We start from the raw sequence: 21599 nt of genomic DNA on the forward strand, positions 1-21599 counted from the left end.
TTGCCGTACGCGGCGACATCGACGACAGATTCAGTAGACACGCGAAGGGCAACCAGGTGCAGACCCACGAGATCCGCAGGCGATTCCTCGACCACTTCGTCAAGGCGGGTCACACCGAGGTGGCCAGCGCCTCGCTGATCTTCGACGACCCCAACCTGCTGTTCGTCAACGCGGGCATGGTGCAGTTCAAGCCGTTCTTCCTCGGCCAGCAGACCCCGGCCTACTCCACCGCCACCAGCGTCCAGAAGTGCGTGCGCACCGGCGACATCGAGAACGTCGGCGTCACCACCCGGCACAACACCTTCTTCCAGATGGCCGGCAACTTCAGCTTCGGCGACTACTTCAAGCGCGGGGCCATCAAGCACGCCTGGTCGCTGCTGACCGACTCCCAGGACGACGGCGGCTACGGCTTCGACCCCGAACGCCTCTGGGTCACCGTCTACCTCGACGACGACGAGGCCCGCGACATCTGGCGCGACGAGATCGGCATCCCCGAGGAGCGCATCCAGCGCCGGGGCATGGCCGACAACTACTGGTCGATGGGCGTCCCCGGCCCGTGCGGCCCGTGCTCGGAGATCTACTACGACCGCGGTCCCGAGTACGGCGCCGAGGGCGGGCCCGAGGCCGACGAGGACCGCTACCTCGAGATCTGGAACCTCGTGTTCATGCAGAACGAGCGTGGCGAGGGCAGCGGCAAGGACAGCTTCGAGATCCTCGGGCCGCTGCCGAAGCAGAACATCGACACCGGCATGGGTGTCGAGCGGGTTGCGTTCCTGCTGCAGGGCGTCGACAACGTCTACGAGACCGACCTGGTGCGCCCGGTCATCACCAAGGCGGAGGAGCTGACCGGTCGCACCTACGGCAGCGACCACGAAGCCGATGTCCGATTCCGTGTCATCGCCGACCACGCCCGCACCGCGGTGATGCTCATCGCGGACGGCGTGAACCCCGGCAACGAGGGCCGCGAATACGTGCTGCGCCGGCTGCTGCGCCGCATCATCCGCTCCGCGAAGCTCCTCGGTGCCGACAAGCCGAGCATGGGCGAGTTCGTCACCGTCGTCCGCGACACCATGGCGCCGTCCTACCCGGTCCTCGAGTCCGACTTCGAGCGGATCCTCGCCGTCGCGGTCGGCGAGGAGACCGCGTTCCTGCGCACCCTGGCGTCCGGCTCGAAGATGTTCGAGGCCGAGGCCGACGACGTCAAGGCCGCAGGCAAGAAGGTCTTCGGTGGCAACGAGGCGTTCGTCCTGCACGACACCTACGGATTCCCGATCGACCTGACCCTCGAGATGGCGGCCGAGGCCGGCCTGTCCGTCGACGAGGACGGCTTCCGCTCGCTGATGGCCGAGCAGCGCAAGCGGGCCAAGGAGGACGCGCAGGCGCGCAAGCATGCGCACGCCGACTTGAGCATCTACAAGGAATTCGTCGACCGCGGCGAGACCGAATTCACCGGCTTCGTCGAATTGACCACGGAAGCAACGGTTCTCGCGCTGATCTCGGGCGGTGTCCGGGTGCCCACCGCGACCGCCGGGCAGGAGGTCGAGGTCATCCTCGACCGCACCCCGCTCTACGCCGAGTCGGGCGGCCAGATCGCCGACATCGGCACCATCACCGCGCCCGGCCTCAAGGTCCGGGTCCGGGACGTGCAGAAGATCGCCAAGAAGGTGTGGGTGCACAGGGTCACCGTCGAGGAGGGCCAGATCACCGAGGGCGACGCGATCCTCGCGCAGGTCGACCCGTCCTGGCGGTCCGGCGCCACCCAGGGCCACTCCGGCACGCACATGGTGCACGCGGCGCTGCGGCAGGTCCTCGGCCCGAACACCACCCAGAAGGGTTCGCTGAACAAGCCCGGCTACCTGCGATTCGACTTCGCGTGGCAGAACCAGCTGTCGGCGCAGCAACTCGCCGACATCGAGGCCGTCGCCAACGAGGCCGTCGCCGCCAACCACACCGTCAACACGTTCGTCACCGACCTGCAGAAGGCCAAGTCGATGGGCGCGATGGCACTGTTCGGCGAGAACTATGGCGACGAGGTCCGCGTCGTCGAGATCGGTGGACCGTTCTCGATGGAGCTGTGCGGTGGCACCCACGTGCAGTCGTCCGCACAGATCGGCCAGATCACGCTGCTCGGCGAGTCGTCCGTCGGCTCCGGGGCGCGGCGCGTCGAGGCCTTCGTCGGCCTCGACTCGTACCGCTACCTGGCCAAGGAACGCGCGCTGCTCGCGGGCGTCGCGACCGCGCTGAAGGTGCCCTCCGAGGAGGTGCCCGGCCGCGTCGAGCAGCTCGTCGAGCGGCTCAAGGTCGCCGAGAAGGAACTCGAGGCCACCAAGGCGGCCGCGGTACTCGCCTCGGCGGCCGGGTTCGTGGAGAAGGCCGAGCGGATCGGGGGCCTGCTCCTGGTCGCCGAGCAGGCGCCCGACGGCGTCTCCGGCGGCGACCTGCGCACCCTCGTCACCGACATCCGCGGTCGCTTCGGCACCGAACCGGCCGTGGTCGTGCTGCTCGGCGCCACCGGCGGCAAGGTGCCGTTCGTCGTCAGCGCCAACAAGGCCGCGCAGGACCTCGGCATCAAGTCCGGTGAACTGGTCGGTGCGTTCGGCCCGCTGATCGGCGGCCGCGGCGGCGGCAAGCCGGAGATGGCCCAGGGGTCGGGCGCCGACGCGTCCGGCATCCCCGCCGCGCTGGCCGCGGCCCGGACCCGCGTCGCCGAGCTCGCCGGGTGACCGATGCGCAAGGACCGGGTGCCTCCCAGCCCGGTCGTGCCGACCAGCCCGGCGTCGACGACCCCGGCCGGGGCAGGCGGATCGCCATCGACGTGGGGAGTGTCCGGATCGGGGTCGCGGCCAGCGACCCCGACGGCATCCTCGCCACGCCGGTGGAGACCGTGCCGCGGGCCAAGAGCAGGGCGGATACCAGCGATCTGGCGCGCCTCGTCGCGATAGTCGAGGAATACGAGGCGGTCGAGGTTATCGTCGGTCTGCCGCAAACCCTGCGAGGGGAGCGCGGCGCCGCCGCCGGTCTGGCCCTGCAATTCGCCGACCGGCTCCGGGACCGGATCGCTCCGGTCCCGGTCCGGATGACCGACGAGCGCTTCACGACGGTCACCGCGTCGCGAGCCCTGCGCGAGAGTGGGGTCAAGGCCAAGGGTCAGCGGTCGGTGATCGACCAGGCCGCGGCCGTCGCGATCCTCCAGGGGTGGCTCGATCAGCGAAGCGCGGTGTTGCGTACGGCGCAGACCGAGGATTTGTCGACGGAGGACCACGAGTGACCGACGAGCACCGGCAGTATGTGAGCCGTGCAGACGCCCGCCGAGCCCGTGAGGCCGCGGCCTCCCGCCGCAAACGCGGGCGGAGGGCGACCGTCGTCGCCGCGGCAGTGGTCGGGGTGGCCGCCGTCGCCGGCGCCGGATACGTCGCGAAGGGGCTGCTCGGTGGGCCCGACCTGCCCGCCGACTACGCCGACGGCGAGGCCGGACCGGAGGTGGTCGTCGAGGTCCGCGCCGGTGACACCGCCACCGAGATCGGTGCTCAGATGGCCGAGAAGGACGTGGTGGCAAGCAGTTCCGCGTTCTACAACGCGGCCGTGAAGAACGCGTCGATGAACTCGCTGCAGCCGGGCTTCTACCATGTCGAGTCCAAGCTGCCCGCGGCCCAGGCGGTCAGCGCGCTGGTCGACCCGTCCTCGCGGGTCGGGTCGCTGGTGATCTCCGAGGGTCGGCAGCTGCACGACACCCGGGACGTCAAGACCGGCGCCACCAAGCGCGGCATCTACACCCTGATCTCCGAGGCCAGCTGCCTGCCGTCCGCGTCCGGCGCGCTCCAGTGCGTCAGCGTCGCCGACCTCGACGCGGCAGGCGCGGGCGTCGACCTGAGCGCGCTCGGCGTCCCCGACTGGGCGCTGGCGCAGGTGCGTGGCGTTCCGGATCGCAACCGCCAGCTGGAGGGCCTGATCGCGGCAGGCAGCTGGGACTTCGACCCCGGCGCGACACCCACCGAGATCCTGCGCGGACTGGTCAGCGGAAGCGCCGCCAAGTACGAGGCGACGGGCATCACCACCGCAGGCACGAATGTCGGGCTGAACCCGTACCAGGTGCTGATCGCCGCGTCGCTGGTCGAACGGGAGTCGCTGCCCGCCGACTTCGGGAAGGTGGCCCGGGTGATCGTCAACCGGCTCGCCGTGCCGCAGCGGCTGGAGTTCGACTCGACCGTCAACTACGCGCTCGACACCACCGAACTCGCCACCACCGACGTCGACCGGGCCACCGTCACGCCGTGGAACACGTACGCCAAGGACGGGCTGCCCGCCACCCCGATCTCCTCGCCGAGCATCGCGGCGGTGCAGGCGGTCGAGACCGCCCCGGCGGGGGACTGGCTGTACTTCGTCACCATCGACGACAAGGGCACCACCCTGTTCACGAAGAGCTACACCGAGCATCTCGAGAACAGCAAGAAGGCAGTCGAAAGCGGGATCCTGAGCAGTGGGCGTTGACAATTCGGGCGTGACCGGTCCGCGCAGGGCAGCGGTCCTCGGCAAGCCGATCGAGCACTCCCGGTCCCCGCAACTGCACCTCGCCGCGTACCGGGCGCTCGGGCTGACCGACTGGACGTACGACCGCATCGAGTGCACCGGCGAGCAACTGCCCGCGCTCGTGGACGGTCTCGGACCGGAGTGGGTCGGCCTGTCGGTGACGATGCCCGGCAAGCTCGCGGCGCTCGCATACGCGACCGAACGCACCGAGCGGGCCGTGCAGGTCGGCTCGGCCAACACCCTGGTCCGGATCGACGGTGGCTGGCGTGCCGACTGCACCGACGTCGACGGTGTCGCCGGCGCGCTCGCCGAGGTCGGAGTCGTCGACCTGAGCGGGTCGAGCGCCGTGGTCATCGGCGCCGGCGGTACCTCCCGTCCCGCGCTGCGTGCGCTCGCCGACCTCGGGGCCGTCGAGGTCACCGTCGTCGCGCGGTCCGCCGACCGGGCCGGCGAAACCCTCGACTGCGCGCGGGCGGTGGGACTGCGGGCCCGCCACCAGAGCTTCGACGAGTCGGCCATCGCCGACGTGTGCCGGGACGCAGCCGTCGCGGTCAGTACGGTCCCGGCCGCCGCCGTGGCCCCGTACGCCGCGGCGGTCGCGCACGCCCCGGTCGTGTTCGACGCGATCTACGACCCGTGGCCCACACCGCTCGCATCCGCCGTCCAGGCGGCGGGCGGCACCGTCGTCGACGGCCTGCGGATGCTCCTCAACCAGGCATTCGGTCAGGTCGAACAGTTCACCGGACGGCCGGCGCCGAGGGAGGCGATGGCCGCGGTACTGCCGCCGCTTTCATCCACAGGCGGCGCGTAACCCCAGGTCGCGTCCGGGGTGCCGGCGCCGACGCATGGCACGCTGCCGTCATGGGGGACATCGGGGGATTCCTGCTGCTCGCGGCGTGGTGCGGGTGGCTCAGCGTGATCGATCTGCGGACGCGGCGGCTGCCGAACCTGTTGACGCTGCCGGGTTCGGTGGTGATGTTCGCGGTCGCGGCGGCCACCGGCCACCTGCGTCCGGCGCTGGTCGGGGCCGCGTTGCTGGCCGGCGGCTACCTGCTCGTGCACCTGGTCGCGCCCGCGGCGATGGGCGGCGGCGACGTCAAACTCGCGGTCGGTCTCGGCGCGGTGACCGGCGTCGCCGGGGCGCGGGTGTGGCTCGCGGCCGCGGTCGGGGCGCTGATTCTGACGGCGGCCGCCGGTGTCGTCCTGCGAATCGGCGGCCGCCGCGCGGCGAGCCTGCCTCACGGGCCGTCCATGTGCCTGGCGACGCTCGTCTCGTTGTCTCTGTGACCGGTGTGCATTGCAGTGGTTGCCGCGTGGAATGATGGTCGGCGTGCTGCGCTGGATAACTGCCGGAGAATCCCACGGACCCGCCCTCGTCGCGATGCTCGACGGAATGGTCGCCGGGGTCGAGGTCACCTCGGACGAGATCGCCACCCAACTTGCCCGCCGCCGCCTCGGATACGGCCGCGGCGCCCGCATGAGCTTCGAGAAGGACGTCGTCACCATGGTCGGCGGCGTCCGGCACGGCCGCACCATGGGCGGTCCCGTCGCGATCGAGATCGCCAACAGCGAGTGGCCCAAGTGGGAAACCGTGATGGCCTCCGACCCGGTCGACGAGGCACTGCTCAAGGACCTGGCCCGCAATGCGCCGCTGACCCGCCCGCGGCCCGGGCACGCCGACTTCTCCGGCATGCTCAAGTACGGCTTCGACGACGCGCGGCCGGTGCTCGAACGCGCCAGCGCCCGTGAGACCGCGGCCCGGGTCGCCGCAGGCACCGTGGCCCGCAACTTCCTCCGCCAGGTCTTCGGCGTCGAGGTCGTCTCGCACGTCATCTCGATCGGCGCGTCCGAGCCCTACGTCGGTCCCGGACCGCAGGCCGCCGATCTCGAGAGCGTCGACGCCAGCCCGGTCCGAGCATTCGACAAGGCGGCCGAGGCCGCGATGATCGCGGAGATCGAGGCGGCCAAGAAGGACGGCGACACCCTCGGCGGCGTCGTCGAGGTGATCGTCGAGGGACTGCCCGTCGGACTCGGATCGTTCATCAGCGGCGAGAACCGTCTCGACTCGCGACTTGCCGCCGCGCTCATGGGAATTCAGGCCATCAAGGGTGTCGAGGTCGGCGACGGCTTCGAGACCGCGCGCCGCCGTGGCAGCGCCGCCCACGACGAGATGCGGCCCGGCCCCGACGGCGTGCTGCGCTCGACCAACCGGGCCGGGGGCCTCGAGGGCGGCATGACCAACGGCGAGGCGCTGCGGGTGCGTGCCGCGATGAAGCCGATCTCCACCGTCCCGAGGGCGCTGTCCACGGTCGACATGGCCACCGGCGAGGAAGCCGTCGCGATCCATCAGCGCAGCGACGTGTGCGCCGTGCCCGCGGCCGGTGTCGTCGCCGAGTCGATGGTCGCGCTCGTCGTCGCGCAGGCCGCGCTGGAGAAGTTCGGTGGCGACTCCGCCGCCGAGACCCAGCGCAACGTCGAGGGCTACCTCGCGGCCGTGCGGGAGCGGCTGGCGCGGTGACTCCGCGTGCGGTCCTGATCGGGCCGCCGGGGGCGGGCAAGTCCACGATCGGACGCCGCCTGGCCCGGGCGCTCGACGTGGACATCTACGACACCGACGTCGCGATCGAAAGCGAGACCGGGCGCACCATCCCGGAGATCTTCGCCGAGGACGGCGAACCGACGTTCCGGACCATCGAGGAGGATGTGGTCCGGCGCGCGCTCGAGGAGCAGGACGGCGTCGTGTCCCTGGGCGGCGGCGCGATCCTCTCGGACGCCACCCGGTCCCGGCTGGCCGGGCACACCGTCGTGTACCTGGAGATCAGCGTCGCAGAGGGGCTCAAGAGGACCGGGGCGAACACCACCCGGCCGCTGCTCAACGGCGGCGACCCGCGACAGAAGTACCGAGACCTGATGCGCCGCCGCCGACCCCTCTACCGGGAGGTCGCGACCATCCGGATGCGCACCGACGGCCGCAGCCCCGCCCGGGTGGTGCAGCAGCTGCTGGCCAAACTCGAACCACCGAAGGAAAGAGGCAGACAGTGACCGAACCCGTGCGCGTCCAGGTCGAGACGGCCAGCCCGTACCCGGTGATCATCGGGCGCGGCCTGCTCGACGACATCGTCGGTGAACTGCTCGGCACTCGCACCGTCGCGATCATCCACCAGCCGACGCTGGCGGCGACCGCGGACGTGCTCAAGGCGGCGATGAAGGACCGGGGCATCGATGCGCACAGCATCGAGATCCCCGACGCCGAGGACGGCAAGGATCTCACGGTCGCCGGCTTCTGCTGGGAGGTGCTCGGCCGGATCGGCCTGACCCGCAGCGACGCCGTCGTCAGCCTCGGTGGCGGCGCCGCGACCGACCTCGCCGGGTTCGTCGCCGCGACCTGGATGCGCGGGGTGAAGGTCGTGCACGTGCCGACCACCCTGCTCGCGATGGTCGATGCCGCGGTCGGCGGCAAGACCGGCATCAACACCGAGGCGGGCAAGAACCTCGTCGGGTCGTTCCACGAACCGTCCGCGGTGCTGATCGACCTGGCGACGTTGGAGACGGTGCCGCGCAACGAGATCGTCGCCGGCATGGCCGAGGTGATCAAGACCGGCTTCATCGCGGACCCGGTGATCCTGGACCTGATCGAGGCCGACCCCGAGGCCGCGCTCGACCCGACCGGCGACGTGCTGCCCGAACTGATCCGCCGGTCCGTCGAGGTCAAGGCGAAGGTCGTCGCCGCGGACCTCAAGGAGTCGAACCTGCGGGAGATCCTCAACTACGGCCACACCCTCGGGCACGCGATCGAGCGTCGTGAGAAGTACCGCTGGCGCCACGGTGCCGCGGTGTCCGTCGGCCTGGTGTTCGCCGCCGAGCTCGGTCGTCTCGCCGGTCGCCTCGACGATGCCACCGCGGACCGGCACAAGACGATCCTGGAACTGATCGGCCTGCCCACCGGCTACGACGCGGACGCGTTCGCGGACCTGATGAAGGGCATGCAGACCGACAAGAAGAACCGGGCCGGGATGCTCCGGTTCGTCGTCCTCGACGGACTCGCCAAGCCGAGCCGCCTCGAGGGCCCGGATCCGACGCTGCTGGCCGCCGCCTACTCCGCGATCTCGCGCGAGCCCGGCGGAACCGCCGGTACGGTGCTGCTGTGACGATCCAGGTGGTGAACGGGCCGAACCTCGGTCGGCTCGGCAGGCGTCAGCCCGAGGTGTACGGCTCCACCACGCACGCCGACCTGGTCGCGCTGTGTGAACGCACCGCCGCTGAGCTCGGGGTCGACGTGCAGGTCCGGCAGTCCGACCACGAGGGCGAGCTGCTCGGCTGGATCCATGACGCGGCCGACGCGGGGGAGCCGGTGATCCTCAATGCCGGCGGACTGACCCACACCTCCGTCGTCCTGCGGGACGCGTGCGCGGAACTGACCGCCGGTCTGGTGGAGGTGCACATCTCGAACGTGCACGCCCGTGAGGAGTTCCGGCACCACTCGTACCTCAGCCCGATCGCGACCGCCGTCATCGTCGGGGCCGGCGTCCAGGGCTACGCCCTCGCGCTGCGTTTCCTGGCCGAGCGCTGACGCGCCGTGAGCGACCTTCCCGCCGGGGAAGGTCGCTCACGGCGGCGTGGTTCTCGTTACTCCTTCGGCGGCTGGACGGCGCGGAACACCTCGGTGTCGGCGGACGCGTCGTCTGTGTGGTGGCGGCCCTGCTCGTCGCCACGGCCGGCCGGCCGGAAGATCTCGGTCGGGTTGTCGTCCGAGTAGGGGCCCTCGGCAAACCCGTACCCGTCGCCGCTCTCGTCCGACCACTGATCCTCGTGCGACCACTGCTCGGTCGCCTCGGTGCCGGTCGCGCCCGCCGCGCCGACCGCGACCGGGACCCGGGCGGCGGCAACCGCTGACTCCGCCTTGTCGGCGTCGCGGTGGGCGATGAACCGGCCCACGGCGACCGCGAGCATCGCGGGTACGAACACGAGCAGCAGGGTGAACGCGGCGCCGGAGGTCAGCTCGAAGAACAGCGAGTTCTCGCCGAGCGCGATGTCCGAGACGGCGCCGACGAGCCAGCAGGCCGCGCCCGAGAGCAGTCCGGCGACCGCCGCGGCCTTGAGCCACCGCATCGTCAGGTCCGTCTCGTCGCCCTCGGCCGGATGCGCCCGGGCGTCGCGGATGCCGTCGATGCCCGCCCAGACGAGGGCCGCGAGAACGACGACGATGATGCCGAGCCACCGCATCAGGGAGCCGTGCAGGGGCCACGCGGTGATGGCGATTCCGAGCACGACGCGCGTCACGACGTGTACGAAAGCCATACCGAGACCACGAACAATCCAGGGGTTCATGCGGACAGCGTAACGAGCATCACGTTCGCGTTGTGACCCAACCGACACTCGAGGTGACAGACATCCGGCGAATCGGACGATCGCCCTCGTCCGGATCGGGCTCGACCTGTCGTACGTTGAACACATGTCCTCTGCCGACCATGCTGCGCGACGTGCCGCGCTGCGCCACCTGCTCGCCGACCGCGACCTCGACGTTCTGCTGGTCACCGACCTGCTCAACATCCGCTACCTGACCGGATTCACCGGCTCGAACGCGGCGCTGATCGTCGACCTCGGCGACGAACGGGGCGCGGAGGACCGCACGATCATCTGCACCGACGGTCGCTACGTCACCCAGGTCGGAGAGCAGGTGCCGGACCTGCGTGCCCTGATCGACCGGTCGAGCGCAGGCGCGCTGGTCCGCAGCCTCGCCGACCGGGACGGGGTGCGGGTCGGCTTCGAGAGTCACGTGGTGACCGTCGACGCCCTCGCGGCGTGGCAGTCCGCGGCGCCCGACCTGACCCTGACCCGCAGCCCGGGCCTGGTCGAGCGGCTGCGTGAGGTGAAGGACGAACACGAGATCGGTCTGCTGCGACGGGCCTGCGCAGCGGCGGACCTGGCCCTGGCGGTGCTGATCGAGCGCGGGGGCCTCCGGCCGGGCCGGACCGAGCGGGAGGTCGGCCGCGAGCTCGAGTTCCTGATGCTCGAACACGGCGCCGACGGCATCTCGTTCGAGACGATCGTCGCGGCCGGGGCGAACTCGGCGATCCCGCACCACCGGCCCACCGACGCGGTGCTGGCGTCGGGGGACTTCGTCAAACTCGACTTCGGTGCGACCGTCGCGGGGTACCACTCCGACATGACCCGTACCTACGTGCTCGAGTCGGCGGCGGCCTGGCAGCGCGACGTGTACGACCTGGTGCTGCGCTCGCAGGCGGCAGGCCGGGCGGCGTTGGCGCCGGGCGTCGAGGTGGGTGCGGTGGACGCTGCGTCCCGTGCGGTGATCGAGGAGGCGGGCTACGGGGAGCTGTTCCTGCACGGTCTCGGACACGGCGTCGGCCTGGAGATCCACGAAGCGCCGGGGATCGGCAAGGGCGGCACCGGTACACTGCTAGCCGGTGCTGCGGTGACCGTGGAGCCGGGGGTGTACTTCTCCGGGCGCGGAGGCGTCCGGATCGAGGACACCCTCGTGGTTCGCGAGCAGGAGCCGGAGCTCCTCACGCTCACCAGCAAAGATTTGACAATCGTCTAAAGGAGACGCGAAGCCAGTGGCTGACACCAGTGATTTCAAGAACGGGCTCGTACTGAAGATCGAGGGCCAGCTCTGGCAGATCGTCGAGTTCCAGCACGTGAAGCCGGGCAAGGGTCCCGCGTTCGTGCGCACCAAGCTGAAGAACGTCACCTCGGGCAAGAACGTCGACAAGACCTTCAACGCCGGCGTCAAGGTCGAGACCGCGACGGTCGACCGCCGCGACATGACCTACCTGTACCACGACGGCAGCGACTACGTGTTCATGGACGGCGAGACCTTCGACCAGATCTCGATCCCCGAGGCCACCGTCGGTGACGGCCACCGGTTCCTGCTTGAGAACATGCAGGTCCAGGTCGCCACGCACGAGGACGCGCCGCTGTTCGTCGAGCTCCCGGTCACCGTCGAGCTGCTGGTCCAGCACACCGATCCCGGACTGCAGGGCGACCGCTCCACCGGCGGCACCAAGCCCGCCACCCTGGAGACCGGTGCCGAGGTCCAGGTCCCGCTGTTCATCAACACCGGCGACAAGCTCAAGATCGACTCCCGTGACGGCAACTACCTGGGTCGCGTGAACTCGTAGCGTGACCGACAGCAAGAAGAAGTTCGGGGCCCGGCACAAGGCCCGCAAGCGCGCCGTCGACTTCCTGTTCGAGGCGGAGGCGCGTGACCTCGACCCGGTGAACCTCGCGGCCGAGCGTGTCGAGCTGTCCACCAAGGACGACACCGTCGCGCCCGTCAACCCGTACACGGTGACCGTGGTGACCGGCGTCGCGGAGAACCTGGACCGGCTGGACCGGGTCATCTCGGACCATCTGCAGGACTGGACGCTCGACCGGCTGCCCGCCGTCGATCGCGCCATCCTGCGGATCGCGGTCTGGGAACTGTTCCACGCGACCGACGTGCCGCCGGTGGTGGCCGTCGACGAAGCGGTCGAGCTCGCCAAGGAACTGTCCACGGACGAGTCGCCGGGGTTCGTCAACGGCATCCTCGGGCAGGTCGTCCTGGTCGCACCCCAGGTGCGGGCGGCGGCGGCGGCGACCGCGCAGTCTGCCTCGCCGCAGCAGTCGGCGAACACGGACGACGCCTGATCCGAACACCTCGGCTCCGCCTGGCTGAAGGGCACCTTCGTACGGTCCGACCGTACGAAGGTGCCCTTCGGCCGTTCCGGGTGTTGTGGCTGAGCACACCCCGTGCGGGTGCGGGTGATCGAGGCCCGCGCTGATAGGCTGAGCGACGTCAGACATCCTTTAACGACCCGTCCCGAGAGGCGGAGAAGGAGGTCCAGTTTGTCCACGCCTGCCGACTCCTCGGCGCACGAAGAACCCGGGGCGCCCAAGCCCTCCGGCCGCGAGTTGCTCTCCGCAGCCGACGTCGGTCGCACGATCGCCCGGATCGCGCACCAGATCATCGAGAAGACCGCGCTCGACGCGGAGACCGATCCACCTCGGGTGGTGTTGATCGGGATCCCGACCCGCGGCACAACGCTCGCTCACCGCCTCGCGGCGAAGATCGAAGAGTTTTCCGGGATCCGGCCACCGGTCGGTTCCCTCGACATCACCCTCTACCGCGACGACCTGCGTACCAAGCCGCACCGGCCGCTCGAGCGCACCTCGGTGCCGGACGGCGGCGTGGACAGCGCGCTGGTGATCCTCGTCGACGACGTGCTCTTCTCCGGCCGCTCGGTGCGGTCCGCGCTGGACGCGCTGCGCGACCTCGGTCGCCCGCAGGCCGTGCAGTTGGCGGTTCTCGTCGACCGCGGCCACCGCGAACTGCCGCTGCGCGCCGACTACGTCGGCAAGAACGTGCCCACCGCGCGCAGCGAGGACGTCCAGGTGCTGCTGGTCGAACAGGACGGCGTCGATGCCGTCACGCTCAGCAGCGGAGAGAATGAGGGAACCCCCCAGTGAAGCATCTGCTCTCGGTCACCGACCTGACCGCGGAGTCGGCCACCGCACTGCTCGACGAGGCCGAACGATTCCAGCAGGCGCTGCTCGGCCGTGAGGTCCGCAAGCTGCCGACCCTGCGCGGTCGCACCGTGATGACCGTGTTCTTCGAGAACTCCACCCGCACCCGCGTCTCGTTCGAGGTCGCCGGCAAGTGGATGAGCGCGGACGTGATCAACGTCAGCGCCTCGAGTTCGTCGGTGAAGAAGGGGGAGTCGCTGCGCGACACGGCGCTGACCCTGCACGCCGCCGGCGCGGACGCGCTGATCGTGCGACACCCCGCGTCGGGTGCGGCGCACCGGATCGCGGAGTGGACGGGCGCCGACGGCGACGGACCCGCGGTGATCAACGCGGGTGACGGCACCCACGAGCACCCCACGCAGGCGCTGCTCGACGCACTGACCCTGCGCCAGCGGCTCGGCGAGATCGCCGGCAAGCGGATCGCGATCGTCGGCGACATCCTGCACAGCCGGGTGGCCCGCTCGAATGCCTTCCTGCTGGCGATGCTCGGTGCCGAGGTGGTGCTGGTCGCGCCGCCGACCCTGCTCCCTGTCGGGGTGTCCACCTGGCCCGTTTCGGTCTCGCATTCGCTCGACGCCGAACTGCCCGGCCTGGACGCCGTGCTGATGCTGCGGGTGCAGGCCGAGCGGATGAACGGCGGGTTCTTCCCGTCGCCCCGCGAGTACTCGGTCACCTACGGGCTGTCCGAGAAGCGCATGGCGCAGCTGCCCGAGCATGCGGTCGTGCTGCACCCCGGTCCGATGCTGCGCGGCATGGAGATCTCGTCCGCCGTCGCAGATTCACCGAAAACTGCTGTACTGCAGCAGGTTACGAATGGAGTTCACATCCGCATGGCCGTGTTGTTCGGATTGCTGGTCGGAACCGAGGAGGGGGCGGCGCTGTGAGCTCTCCCGAAGTCCTCATCACCGGTGCCCGGATCTACGGCGAGGGCGAGCCGACCGACGTGCTGATCCGCGGCGGCGAGATCGCCGAGATCGGTGCAGGCCTCGAATCGCCCGCGGGCGCGACCGTCGTCGACGCCGCGGGCCAGATCCTGCTGCCGGGCTTCGTGGACATGCACACGCACCTGCGCGAGCCCGGCCGTGAGGACACCGAGACCATCGAGTCCGGGTCGGCGGCCGCCGCGCTCGGCGGTTACACCGCGGTGTTCGCGATGGCCAACACCAATCCCGTCGCCGACTCCGTGGTCGTCACCGACCACGTGTGGCGCCTCGGGCAGGAGGTCGGCCTCGTCGACGTCCATCCCGTCGGAGCGGTCACCGTCGGTCTCGCGGGCAAGCAGCTCGCCGAGATGGCGATGATGGCCGGCGGCGTCGGGCAGGTCAAGATGTTCTCCGACGACGGCCACTGCGTCGACGACCCGCTGATCATGCGCCGCGCCCTCGAATACTCCAGCGCGCTCGGCGTCCTGATCGCCCAGCACGCCGAGGAGCCGCGCCTGACCGTCGGTGCCGTCGCGCACGAGGGCCCGACCGCCGCCCGTCTCGGCCTCGGCGGCTGGCCGCGTGCCGCGGAGGAATCGATCGTCGCCCGCGACGCACTGCTCGCCCGGGACGCGGGCGCCCGAGTCCACATCTGCCACGCGTCCACCGCGGGCACCGTCGAACTGCTGAAATGGGCCAAGGGGCAGGGCATCTCGATCACCGCCGAGGTCACCCCGCACCACCTGCTGCTCGACGATTCGCGGCTCGAGACCTACGACGGCGTGAACCGGGTGAACCCGCCGCTGCGCGAACGCTCCGACGTGGAGGCACTGCGCGCGGCGCTCGCCGACGGCACCGTCGACTGCGTCGGCACCGACCACGCCCCGCACGCCGAGCAGGACAAGTGCTGCGAGTTCGCGCAGGCGCGGCCCGGCATGCTTGGGCTCGAGACCGCGCTGTCGATCATCGCGCAGACCATGGTCGAGCCCGGCCTGCTCGACTGGCGTGGCGTCGCGAAGGTGATGAGCGAACGCCCCGCGGAGATCGTCGGACTGCCCGACCAGGGCCGTCCGATCGCGGTCGGCGAGCCCGCCAACCTGACCCTGGTCGACCCGAGCCACGAATGGACCGTGCACGGGCCCGACCTCGCCTCGATCGCGAACAACACCCCCTACGAGGCGATGACGTTCGGCGCCAAGGTCACCGCAACGCTGCTGCGCGGCAAGCCGACCGTGCTCGACGGGAAGGTGCAGCGATGAGCCGGGTGCTGATCACCGTCGGGTTCATCGCGGTGTGGGTGCTGTTCGTGGCACTGATGTACTGGGGCTGGAAGGGCCGGGCCAAGCGCCAGCAGGATCGGGTCGGGGAACTGCCTGCGGTGCCGGCCGACCTCGGTGCCCAGCTGATCGCCCCGAGCACCGGGCTGTACGTCGGCAGCACGCTCGCACCGAGCTGGCAGGACCGGATCGCGGTCGGGGACCTCGGGTTCCGCGCCACCGGACAGCTCAGCCGCCACGAGCGTGGTGTCCTGCTGGAACGCGACGGGGCATCGGCGATCTGGATCCCGCAGGAGTCGATCCGTGCGATCCGCACCGAGCGCGGCCTGGCGGGCAAGGTCATGAGCAAGGACGGCGTCCTGGTGATCCGGTGGGAGCTGCCCACCGGAACGGAGATCGACACCGGATTCCGTGGAGACGACAAGACCGTGTACCCGGTCTGGGTGAACGAAGTGAGCCAGTGATGGCTGCTGAACGGAGAGAAAGCGTGAGCATCGTGCATGGTGGGCCCGCGGCCCTGGTCCTCGAGGACGGACGGATCTTCCGCGGCGTCGAATTCGGCGCCGTCGGACAGACCCTCGGCGAGGCGGTGTTCTCCACCGGCATGACCGGCTACCAGGAGACGCTCACCGACCCCAGCTACCACCGCCAGATCGTGGTCGCCACCGCGCCGCAGATCGGCAACACCGGCTGGAACGGCGAGGACGGCGAGGCGCTGTCCGCCGGACCGCAGGCGTCCGGCGAGTCGAACAAGATCTGGGTCGCCGGCTACGTGGTCCGTGACCCGTCGCGCCGCACCTCCAGCTGGCGATCGACCGGGTCGCTGCAGGACGAGCTGGTCGCCCAGGGCGTCGTGGGCATCGCCGGAATCGACACCCGCGCCCTGGTCCGGCACCTGCGCACCCGCGGCTCGATGCGCGCCGGTGTCTTCTCCGGCAGTGCGCTCACCGATGACGCCACCATGCTCGCGGCCGTCCAGGGACAGCCGTCGATGCTCGGCGCCGACCTGGCCCGCGAGGTCAGCACCGATGCCGGCTACGTCATCGAACCGATCGGTGGCGAGGCACGGTTCACCGTCGCCGCCATCGACCTCGGCATCAAGACCAACACCCCGCGGATGTTCGCCGAGCGCGGCATCCGCGTGCACGTGCTGCCGTCCACGGCGAGTCTCCAGCAGATCCTCGACCTGAACGCCGATGGAGTGTTCCTGTCCAACGGCCCCGGCGACCCGGCGACCGCGGACGGTGCGGTGCACCTGACCAAGGAGGTCCTCGGACAGGGCCTGCCCCTGTTCGGCATCTGCTTCGGCAACCAGATCCTCGGCCGCGCGCTGGGACTGAGCACCTACAAGATGAAGTTCGGTCACCGCGGCATCAACATCCCGGTGGTCGAGCACGAGACCGGCCGGATCGCGATCACCGCGCAGAACCACGGGTTCGCTCTCGAGGGCGAGGCCGGTCAGGAATTCGACACCCCGTTCGGTCGCGCCCAGGTCAGCCACACCTGCGCCAACGACGGCGCGGTCGAGGGTGTCCGTCTGCTCGACGGCTCCGCCTTCTCCGTGCAGTACCACCCCGAGGCCGCGGCCGGCCCGCACGACGCCGCGTACCTGTTCGACCGCTTCACCAGCCTGCTCGAAGGAGCCAAGAACTAATGCCACGCCGCACAGATCTTCAGCACATCCTGGTGATCGGTTCCGGACCGATCGTCATCGGCCAGGCCTGCGAGTTCGACTACTCCGGCACCCAGGCGTGCCGCGTGCTCCGCGAGGAGGGCCTGCGGGTCTCGCTCGTCAACTCCAACCCGGCCACGATCATGACCGACCCGGAGTTCGCCGACGCCACATACGTCGAGCCGATCACCGCCGACTTCGTCGAGAAGGTCATCGCCCGAGAAGCCGAGCAGGGCAACAAGATCGACGCCGTGCTCGCCACTCTCGGCGGGCAGACCGCACTGAACACCGCCGTCGCGCTGCACGAGCGCGGCATCCTCGCCAAGTACGACGTCGAGCTGATCGGCGCCGACTTCGACGCCATCCAGCGCGGTGAGGACCGGCAGAAGTTCAAGGACATCGTCGCCAAGGTCGGCGGCGAGTCGGCCCGCTCGCGGGTCTGCTTCACGATGGAGGAGGTGCACGACACCGTTGCCGAGCTCGGCTACCCGGTCGTCGTGCGGCCGTCCTTCACCATGGGCGGCCTCGGCTCCGGCATGGCGTACAACGAGAAGGACCTCGAGCGCATCGCCGGTGGCGGCCTGGCCGCGTCCCCGACCGCGAACGTCCTGATCGAGGAGTCCATCCTCGGCTGGAAGGAGTACGAGCTCGAGCTCATGCGCGACGGCCGCGACAACGTGGTCATCGTCTGCTCGATCGAGAACGTCGACCCGGTCGGTGTGCACACCGGTGACTCGGTGACCGTCGCCCCGGCGATGACGCTCACCGACCGCGAGTACCAGAAGATGCGCGACCTCTCGATCGCGATCCTGCGCGAGGTCGGCGTCGACACCGGTGGCTGCAACATCCAGTTCGCGATGGACCCGACCGACGGCCGCCTGGTCGTCATCGAGATGAACCCGCGCGTGTCCCGCTCGTCGGCGCTGGCGTCGAAGGCGACCGGCTACCCGATCGCGAAGATGGCCGCCAAGCTGGCCATCGGCTACACGCTCGACGAGATCGTCAACGACATCACCAAGGAGACGCCGGCCTGCTTCGAGCCGACGCTCGACTACGTCGTCGTCAAGGCCCCGCGCTTCGCGTTCGAGAAGTTCCCGGGCGCGGACGGCACGCTGACCACCACGATGAAGTCGGTCGGCGAGGCGATGTCCATCGGCCGCAACTTCACCGAGGCGTTCGGCAAGGTCATGCGGTCGCTGGAGACCAAGCGCGCCGGCTGGTGGACGGGCCCGGAGATCGAGGCCGAGAGCCTGGAGGCCCTGCTGAAGGACCTCTCGGTTCCGCAGGACGGCCGCATGTACGGCATCGCGAAGGCATTTGCGCTCGGCGCGACCGTCGAGCAGCTGTTCGACGCGACCAGGATCGACCCGTGGTTCCTCGACCAGTTCCAGCAGATCCACGAGCTGGGCGAGCACATCCGCGGCGCCGAGAACCTGGACGAGCTGACGCTGCGCCAGGCCAAGTACCACGGCCTGTCGGACCGGCAGATCGCCGCGCTGCGGCCCGAGCTCGGCGACGACCGGGCGGGGGAGGACGCGGTCCGCGCGCTGCGTGACGAGCTGCACGTGCACCCGGTGTACAAGACTGTCGACACCTGCGCCGCCGAGTTCGAGGCCAGGACCCCGTACCACTACTCGACGTACGAGCTGGACCCGAACGCGGAGACCGAGGTCGCCGAGCAACGGGACAAGCCGAAGGTGCTGATCCTCGGCTCCGGCCCGAACCGCATCGGCCAGGGCATCGAGTTCGACTACTCGTGTGTGCACGCGGCGCTGACCCTGTCCGAGGCCGGGTACGAGACCGTGATGGTCAACTGCAACCCGGAGACCGTCTCCACCGACTACGACACCGCGGACCGGCTGTACTTCGAGCCGTTGACCTTCGAGGACGTGCTCGAGGTGTTCCGCGCGGAGTCGGCGTCGGGCACCGTCGCCGGCGTCATCGTGCAGCTCGGCGGCCAGACCCCGCTGGGTCTGGCGCGGCGGCTCAAGGAGGCCGGAGTCCCGATCGTCGGCACCAGCCCCGAGGCCATCGACCTGGCCGAGGACCGCGGCGAGTTCGGTCGCGTGCTCACCGAGGCCGGCCTGCCCGCGCCGAAGTTCGGCACCGCCACCACCTTCGACGGCGCCCGCGACATCGCCGCAGGCATCGGGTACCCGGTGCTGGTGCGTCCGTCGTACGTGCTCGGCGGCCGCGGCATGGAGATCGTTTACGACGAGGCCTCGCTGCAGGACTACATCTCGCGCGCGACGGAGATCTCCGACGATCGTCCGGTCCTGGTCGACCGGTTCCTCGACGACGCCGTCGAGATCGACGTGGACGCGCTGTGCGACGGCACCGAGGTGTACCTCGGCGGCGTGATGGAACACATCGAGGAGGCCGGCATCCACTCCGGCGACTCGGCCTGCGCGCTGCCGCCGATCACGCTCGGACGCGCCGACCTGGAGAACGTGCGCCGCTCCACCGAGGCCCTCGCGAAGGGCATCGGCGTCAAGGGCCTGCTCAACGTGCAGTACGCGCTCAAGGACGACATCCTCTACGTCCTAGAGGCCAACCCGCGCGCGTCGCGGACCGTGCCGTTCGTCTCCAAGGCGACCGCGGTGCAGCTGGCGAAGGCGTGTGCCCGGGTGATGCTCGGCGAGTCCATCGCCGACCTGCGTGCCTCCGGGGTGCTGCCGGCCGAGGGCGACGGGGGCTCGACGCCGGACGGGGCGCCGATCGCAGTGAAGGAGGCGGTGCTGCCGTTCAACCGGTTCCGTCGCGCCGACGGCACCGGTATCGACACCCTGCTGAGCCCGGAGATGAAGTCGACCGGCGAGGTGATGGGCATCGACAAGGACTTCGGTACCGCGTTCGCCAAGAGCCAGACTGCGGCCTACGGGTCGCTGCCGACCAGCGGCAAGGTGTTCGTCTCCGTCGCGAACAAGGACAAGCGGTCGCTGATCTTCCCGGTCAAGCGGCTCGCCGACCTCGGTTTCGAGATCCTCGCGACCGAAGGGACCGCGGATGTTCTGCGCCGCAACGGAATCGCGTGCGAGCAGGTGCACAAGCACTCCGGGGAGACCCTGCCCGAGGGCGCGCTGACGATCGTCGACCAGATCAAGGCCGGCGACGTCGACATGGTGATCAACACGCCGTACGGCAACTCGGGACCGCGCGTCGACGGTTACGAGATCCGTGCGGCGTCTGTATCAGCCAACATCCCGTGCATCACCACCGTCCAGGGCGCCTCCGCGGCCGTCCAGGGCATCGAGGCGGGTATCCGCGGTGACATCGGGGTGCGTTCGCTGCAGGACCTGCACGCCGTGCTGCGCGAGCAGACCTCGTGACCGAACCCGCTTGGGGCGACCGGCTCCGGACCGCGGTCCGGAGCCGGGGCCGGCTGTGCGTCGGCATCGACCCGCACCCGCCGCTGCTGGAGGCGTGGGGGCTGCCGCAGAGCGCCGCGGGACTCGGGGCGTTCGCCGAGATCTGCGTCGAGGCGTTCGCAGGCGAGGTGGCCCTCGTGAAGCCGCAGGTGGCGTTCTTCGAGGCGTACGGCTCCGCAGGCTTCGCGGTGCTCGAGAGCACGATCGTGGCGTTGCGGGAGGCGGGCACCCTGGTGGTCGCCGACGCCAAGCGCGGCGACATCGGCTCGACGATGTCGGCCTATGCGCAGGCATGGCTCGGCGACGGCTCGCCCCTGGCATCGGACGCGGTGACGGTGTCGCCGTACCTCGGTTTCGGGGCGCTCGATCCGGCGGTCGCGCTGGCCACCGAGACCGGCAGGGGACTGTTCGCGCTGGCTCGCACCTCCAATCCCGAGGGTGGGGTGTTGCAGGGCGCCAGGACCGCCGCTGACGGCGTTTCCGCTGGGCAGGGTCCGTCCGGTGCCGGGCAGGGGCCGTCGGTGGCCCAGTCGATCGTGGACGCCGCAGTGGCGCAGAACCGTGACGGCAACGACACGGTGGGCCTGGTCGTCGGGGCGACCCGCGGCCATGGCCTGGATCTGTCGGAGTTTTCCGGCCCGATCCTCGCTCCCGGCCTCGGCGCCCAGGGCGCCACCGTGACGGATCTCGCAGAGATTTTCGAAGGATCACGAGAGTTGTTGCTGCCCAACACTTCTCGTGACGTCCTCAAGCACGGTCCGTCCGTGACCGCGCTGCGAGAGGCGGCGCAGCGGGTCCGCGACGAGGTCGAGGCCGGACTCGCATAGCCGACCCGGTTCGACGCCGCCGTCCCGGGGGTGGGTTAGCAATCGGCGCCCGGCGTGAGTACGGTCGCTATCGCCCCTGGTTATCCGGGGGTTGTAGACATTGCACACGACGAGACGGAGGAACCGTGGCCCTTCCCCAGTTGACCGATGAGCAGCGCGCTGCTGCTTTGGAGAAGGCGGCTGCCGCCCGTAAGGCCCGGGCTGAGCTCAAGGAGCGCCTCAAGCGCGGCGGCACCGACCTCAAGCAGGTCCTCAAGGACGCCGAGAACGACGAGATCCTCGGCAAGATGAAGGTCTCGGCCCTGCTCGAGGCCCTGCCCAAGGTGGGCAAGGTCAAGGCGCAGGAGATCATGACCGAACTGGAGATCGCCCCGACCCGCCGCCTGCGCGGCCTCGGCGATCGCCAGCGCAAGGCCCTGCTGACCAGGTTCGATTTCGAGGCCTGAGTTCACAGGTGGCTGACGCATACAACGTGTCAGACC

At 70.1% G+C, this 21599-nt stretch carries 20 protein-coding genes and 1 pseudogene; 20 read left to right on the top strand and 1 reads right to left on the bottom strand.

Annotation, left to right across the window (positions count from 1 at the left end; translation table 11 throughout):
- Positions 1–56: 56 nt before the first annotated feature.
- The 9 genes and pseudogenes from alaS to aroQ all read left to right on the top strand — a co-directional run bounded on the left by alaS (position 57) and on the right by aroQ (position 9097).
- Complete coding sequence (gene alaS / locus ACWEPG_RS03570; RefSeq protein ID WP_452593913.1) at positions 57–2723, top strand: alanine--tRNA ligase; 2667 nt, start codon at positions 57–59, stop codon at positions 2721–2723.
- Positions 2720–3268: a Holliday junction resolvase RuvX gene (gene ruvX, locus ACWEPG_RS03575; protein ID WP_452593914.1), complete on the top strand. Its 549-nt coding sequence runs from the start codon at positions 2720–2722 to the stop codon at positions 3266–3268. Before alaS ends, ruvX begins: the two co-directional genes overlap by 4 nt.
- A gap of 23 nt (positions 3269–3291) precedes the next feature.
- Positions 3292–4488 (top strand): annotated as a pseudogene (locus tag ACWEPG_RS03580) (endolytic transglycosylase MltG); the annotation flags it as partial.
- A 10-nt stretch (positions 4489–4498) separates the two neighbouring features.
- Positions 4499–5338: a shikimate dehydrogenase gene (locus tag ACWEPG_RS03585; protein ID WP_450114997.1), complete on the top strand. Its 840-nt coding sequence runs from the start codon at positions 4499–4501 to the stop codon at positions 5336–5338.
- A 50-nt stretch (positions 5339–5388) separates the two neighbouring features.
- On the top strand, positions 5389–5814 hold the full coding sequence (locus tag ACWEPG_RS03590; protein WP_452593915.1) for a prepilin peptidase: 426 nt from the start codon (positions 5389–5391) through the stop codon (positions 5812–5814).
- Between the two features lie 43 nt (positions 5815–5857).
- Positions 5858–7045: a chorismate synthase gene (aroC, locus tag ACWEPG_RS03595; protein WP_450134765.1), complete on the top strand. Its 1188-nt coding sequence runs from the start codon at positions 5858–5860 to the stop codon at positions 7043–7045.
- Positions 7042–7569 carry a shikimate kinase gene (locus tag ACWEPG_RS03600; protein ID WP_450114995.1) on the top strand — a complete coding sequence of 176 codons (528 nt, stop codon included), beginning with the start codon at positions 7042–7044 and terminating at the stop codon, positions 7567–7569. Before aroC ends, ACWEPG_RS03600 begins: the two co-directional genes overlap by 4 nt.
- Entirely contained in the window at positions 7566–8675 is a 1110-nt protein-coding gene (gene aroB, locus ACWEPG_RS03605; protein ID WP_452593916.1) for a 3-dehydroquinate synthase, read from the top strand. The genes ACWEPG_RS03600 and aroB overlap by 4 nt, the downstream gene beginning before the upstream one ends.
- A complete protein-coding gene (aroQ, locus tag ACWEPG_RS03610) occupies positions 8672–9097 on the top strand; it encodes a type II 3-dehydroquinate dehydratase (RefSeq protein WP_450114993.1) in 426 nt (141 codons plus the stop codon). Before aroB ends, aroQ begins: the two co-directional genes overlap by 4 nt.
- A 56-nt stretch (positions 9098–9153) precedes the next feature.
- On the opposite strand, the gene ACWEPG_RS03615 is transcribed toward aroQ, so the two are convergent.
- Positions 9154–9855 (bottom strand): B-4DMT family transporter, encoded by a 702-nt coding sequence (locus ACWEPG_RS03615; RefSeq protein ID WP_452593917.1) that lies wholly within the window; start codon positions 9853–9855, stop codon positions 9154–9156.
- Positions 9856–9979: 124 nt separating this feature from the next.
- Between ACWEPG_RS03615 and ACWEPG_RS03620 the strand changes: the two genes are divergently transcribed.
- From ACWEPG_RS03620 to mihF, 11 genes are all read left to right on the top strand, one after another.
- Positions 9980–11086: an aminopeptidase P family protein gene (locus ACWEPG_RS03620; RefSeq protein WP_450115630.1), complete on the top strand. Its 1107-nt coding sequence runs from the start codon at positions 9980–9982 to the stop codon at positions 11084–11086.
- Between the two features lie 16 nt (positions 11087–11102).
- On the top strand, positions 11103–11666 hold the full coding sequence (gene efp, locus ACWEPG_RS03625; protein ID WP_450115631.1) for an elongation factor P: 564 nt from the start codon (positions 11103–11105) through the stop codon (positions 11664–11666).
- Between the two features lies 1 nt (position 11667).
- Positions 11668–12174 (top strand): transcription antitermination factor NusB, encoded by a 507-nt coding sequence (gene nusB / locus ACWEPG_RS03630; protein ID WP_450115632.1) that lies wholly within the window; start codon positions 11668–11670, stop codon positions 12172–12174.
- Between the two features lie 198 nt (positions 12175–12372).
- The gene (pyrR, locus tag ACWEPG_RS03635) at positions 12373–12993 is read left to right on the top strand and encodes a bifunctional pyr operon transcriptional regulator/uracil phosphoribosyltransferase PyrR (protein ID WP_450115633.1); all 621 of its coding nucleotides are present in this window, start codon (positions 12373–12375) and stop codon (positions 12991–12993) included.
- Entirely contained in the window at positions 12990–13934 is a 945-nt protein-coding gene (locus ACWEPG_RS03640; RefSeq protein WP_450115634.1) for an aspartate carbamoyltransferase catalytic subunit, read from the top strand. Before pyrR ends, ACWEPG_RS03640 begins: the two co-directional genes overlap by 4 nt.
- Positions 13931–15232 (top strand): dihydroorotase, encoded by a 1302-nt coding sequence (locus ACWEPG_RS03645; protein ID WP_452593918.1) that lies wholly within the window; start codon positions 13931–13933, stop codon positions 15230–15232. The genes ACWEPG_RS03640 and ACWEPG_RS03645 overlap by 4 nt, the downstream gene beginning before the upstream one ends.
- Positions 15229–15714 (top strand): PH-like domain-containing protein, encoded by a 486-nt coding sequence (locus tag ACWEPG_RS03650; protein WP_450115636.1) that lies wholly within the window; start codon positions 15229–15231, stop codon positions 15712–15714. The genes ACWEPG_RS03645 and ACWEPG_RS03650 overlap by 4 nt, the downstream gene beginning before the upstream one ends.
- A gap of 23 nt (positions 15715–15737) precedes the next feature.
- A complete protein-coding gene (carA, locus tag ACWEPG_RS03655; protein ID WP_450115637.1) occupies positions 15738–16904 on the top strand; it encodes a glutamine-hydrolyzing carbamoyl-phosphate synthase small subunit in 1167 nt (388 codons plus the stop codon).
- Positions 16904–20251: a carbamoyl-phosphate synthase large subunit gene (gene carB / locus ACWEPG_RS03660; RefSeq protein WP_452593919.1), complete on the top strand. Its 3348-nt coding sequence runs from the start codon at positions 16904–16906 to the stop codon at positions 20249–20251. Before carA ends, carB begins: the two co-directional genes overlap by 1 nt.
- Entirely contained in the window at positions 20248–21117 is an 870-nt protein-coding gene (gene pyrF / locus ACWEPG_RS03665; protein ID WP_452593920.1) for an orotidine-5'-phosphate decarboxylase, read from the top strand. Before carB ends, pyrF begins: the two co-directional genes overlap by 4 nt.
- A gap of 125 nt (positions 21118–21242) precedes the next feature.
- Positions 21243–21563 (top strand): integration host factor, actinobacterial type, encoded by a 321-nt coding sequence (gene mihF, locus ACWEPG_RS03670; RefSeq protein WP_050066004.1) that lies wholly within the window; start codon positions 21243–21245, stop codon positions 21561–21563.
- Positions 21564–21599: the final 36 nt, after the last annotated feature.

It is taken from the genome of Rhodococcus sp. NPDC004095 (genome assembly GCF_053604015.1).

Excerpts from the sequence above, each read along its gene's own strand:
- ACWEPG_RS03590 (WP_452593915.1), top strand. The coding sequence starts at position 5,389 with ATGGGGGACATCGGGGGATTCCTGCTGCTCGCGGCGTGGTGCGGGTGG.
- ACWEPG_RS03615 (WP_452593917.1), bottom strand. The coding sequence starts at position 9,855 with ATGAACCCCTGGATTGTTCGTGGTCTCGGTATGGCTTTCGTACACGTC.
- ACWEPG_RS03620 (WP_450115630.1), top strand. The coding sequence starts at position 9,980 with ATGTCCTCTGCCGACCATGCTGCGCGACGTGCCGCGCTGCGCCACCTG.
- ACWEPG_RS03650 (WP_450115636.1), top strand. The coding sequence starts at position 15,229 with ATGAGCCGGGTGCTGATCACCGTCGGGTTCATCGCGGTGTGGGTGCTG.
- carB (WP_452593919.1), top strand. The coding sequence starts at position 16,904 with ATGCCACGCCGCACAGATCTTCAGCACATCCTGGTGATCGGTTCCGGA.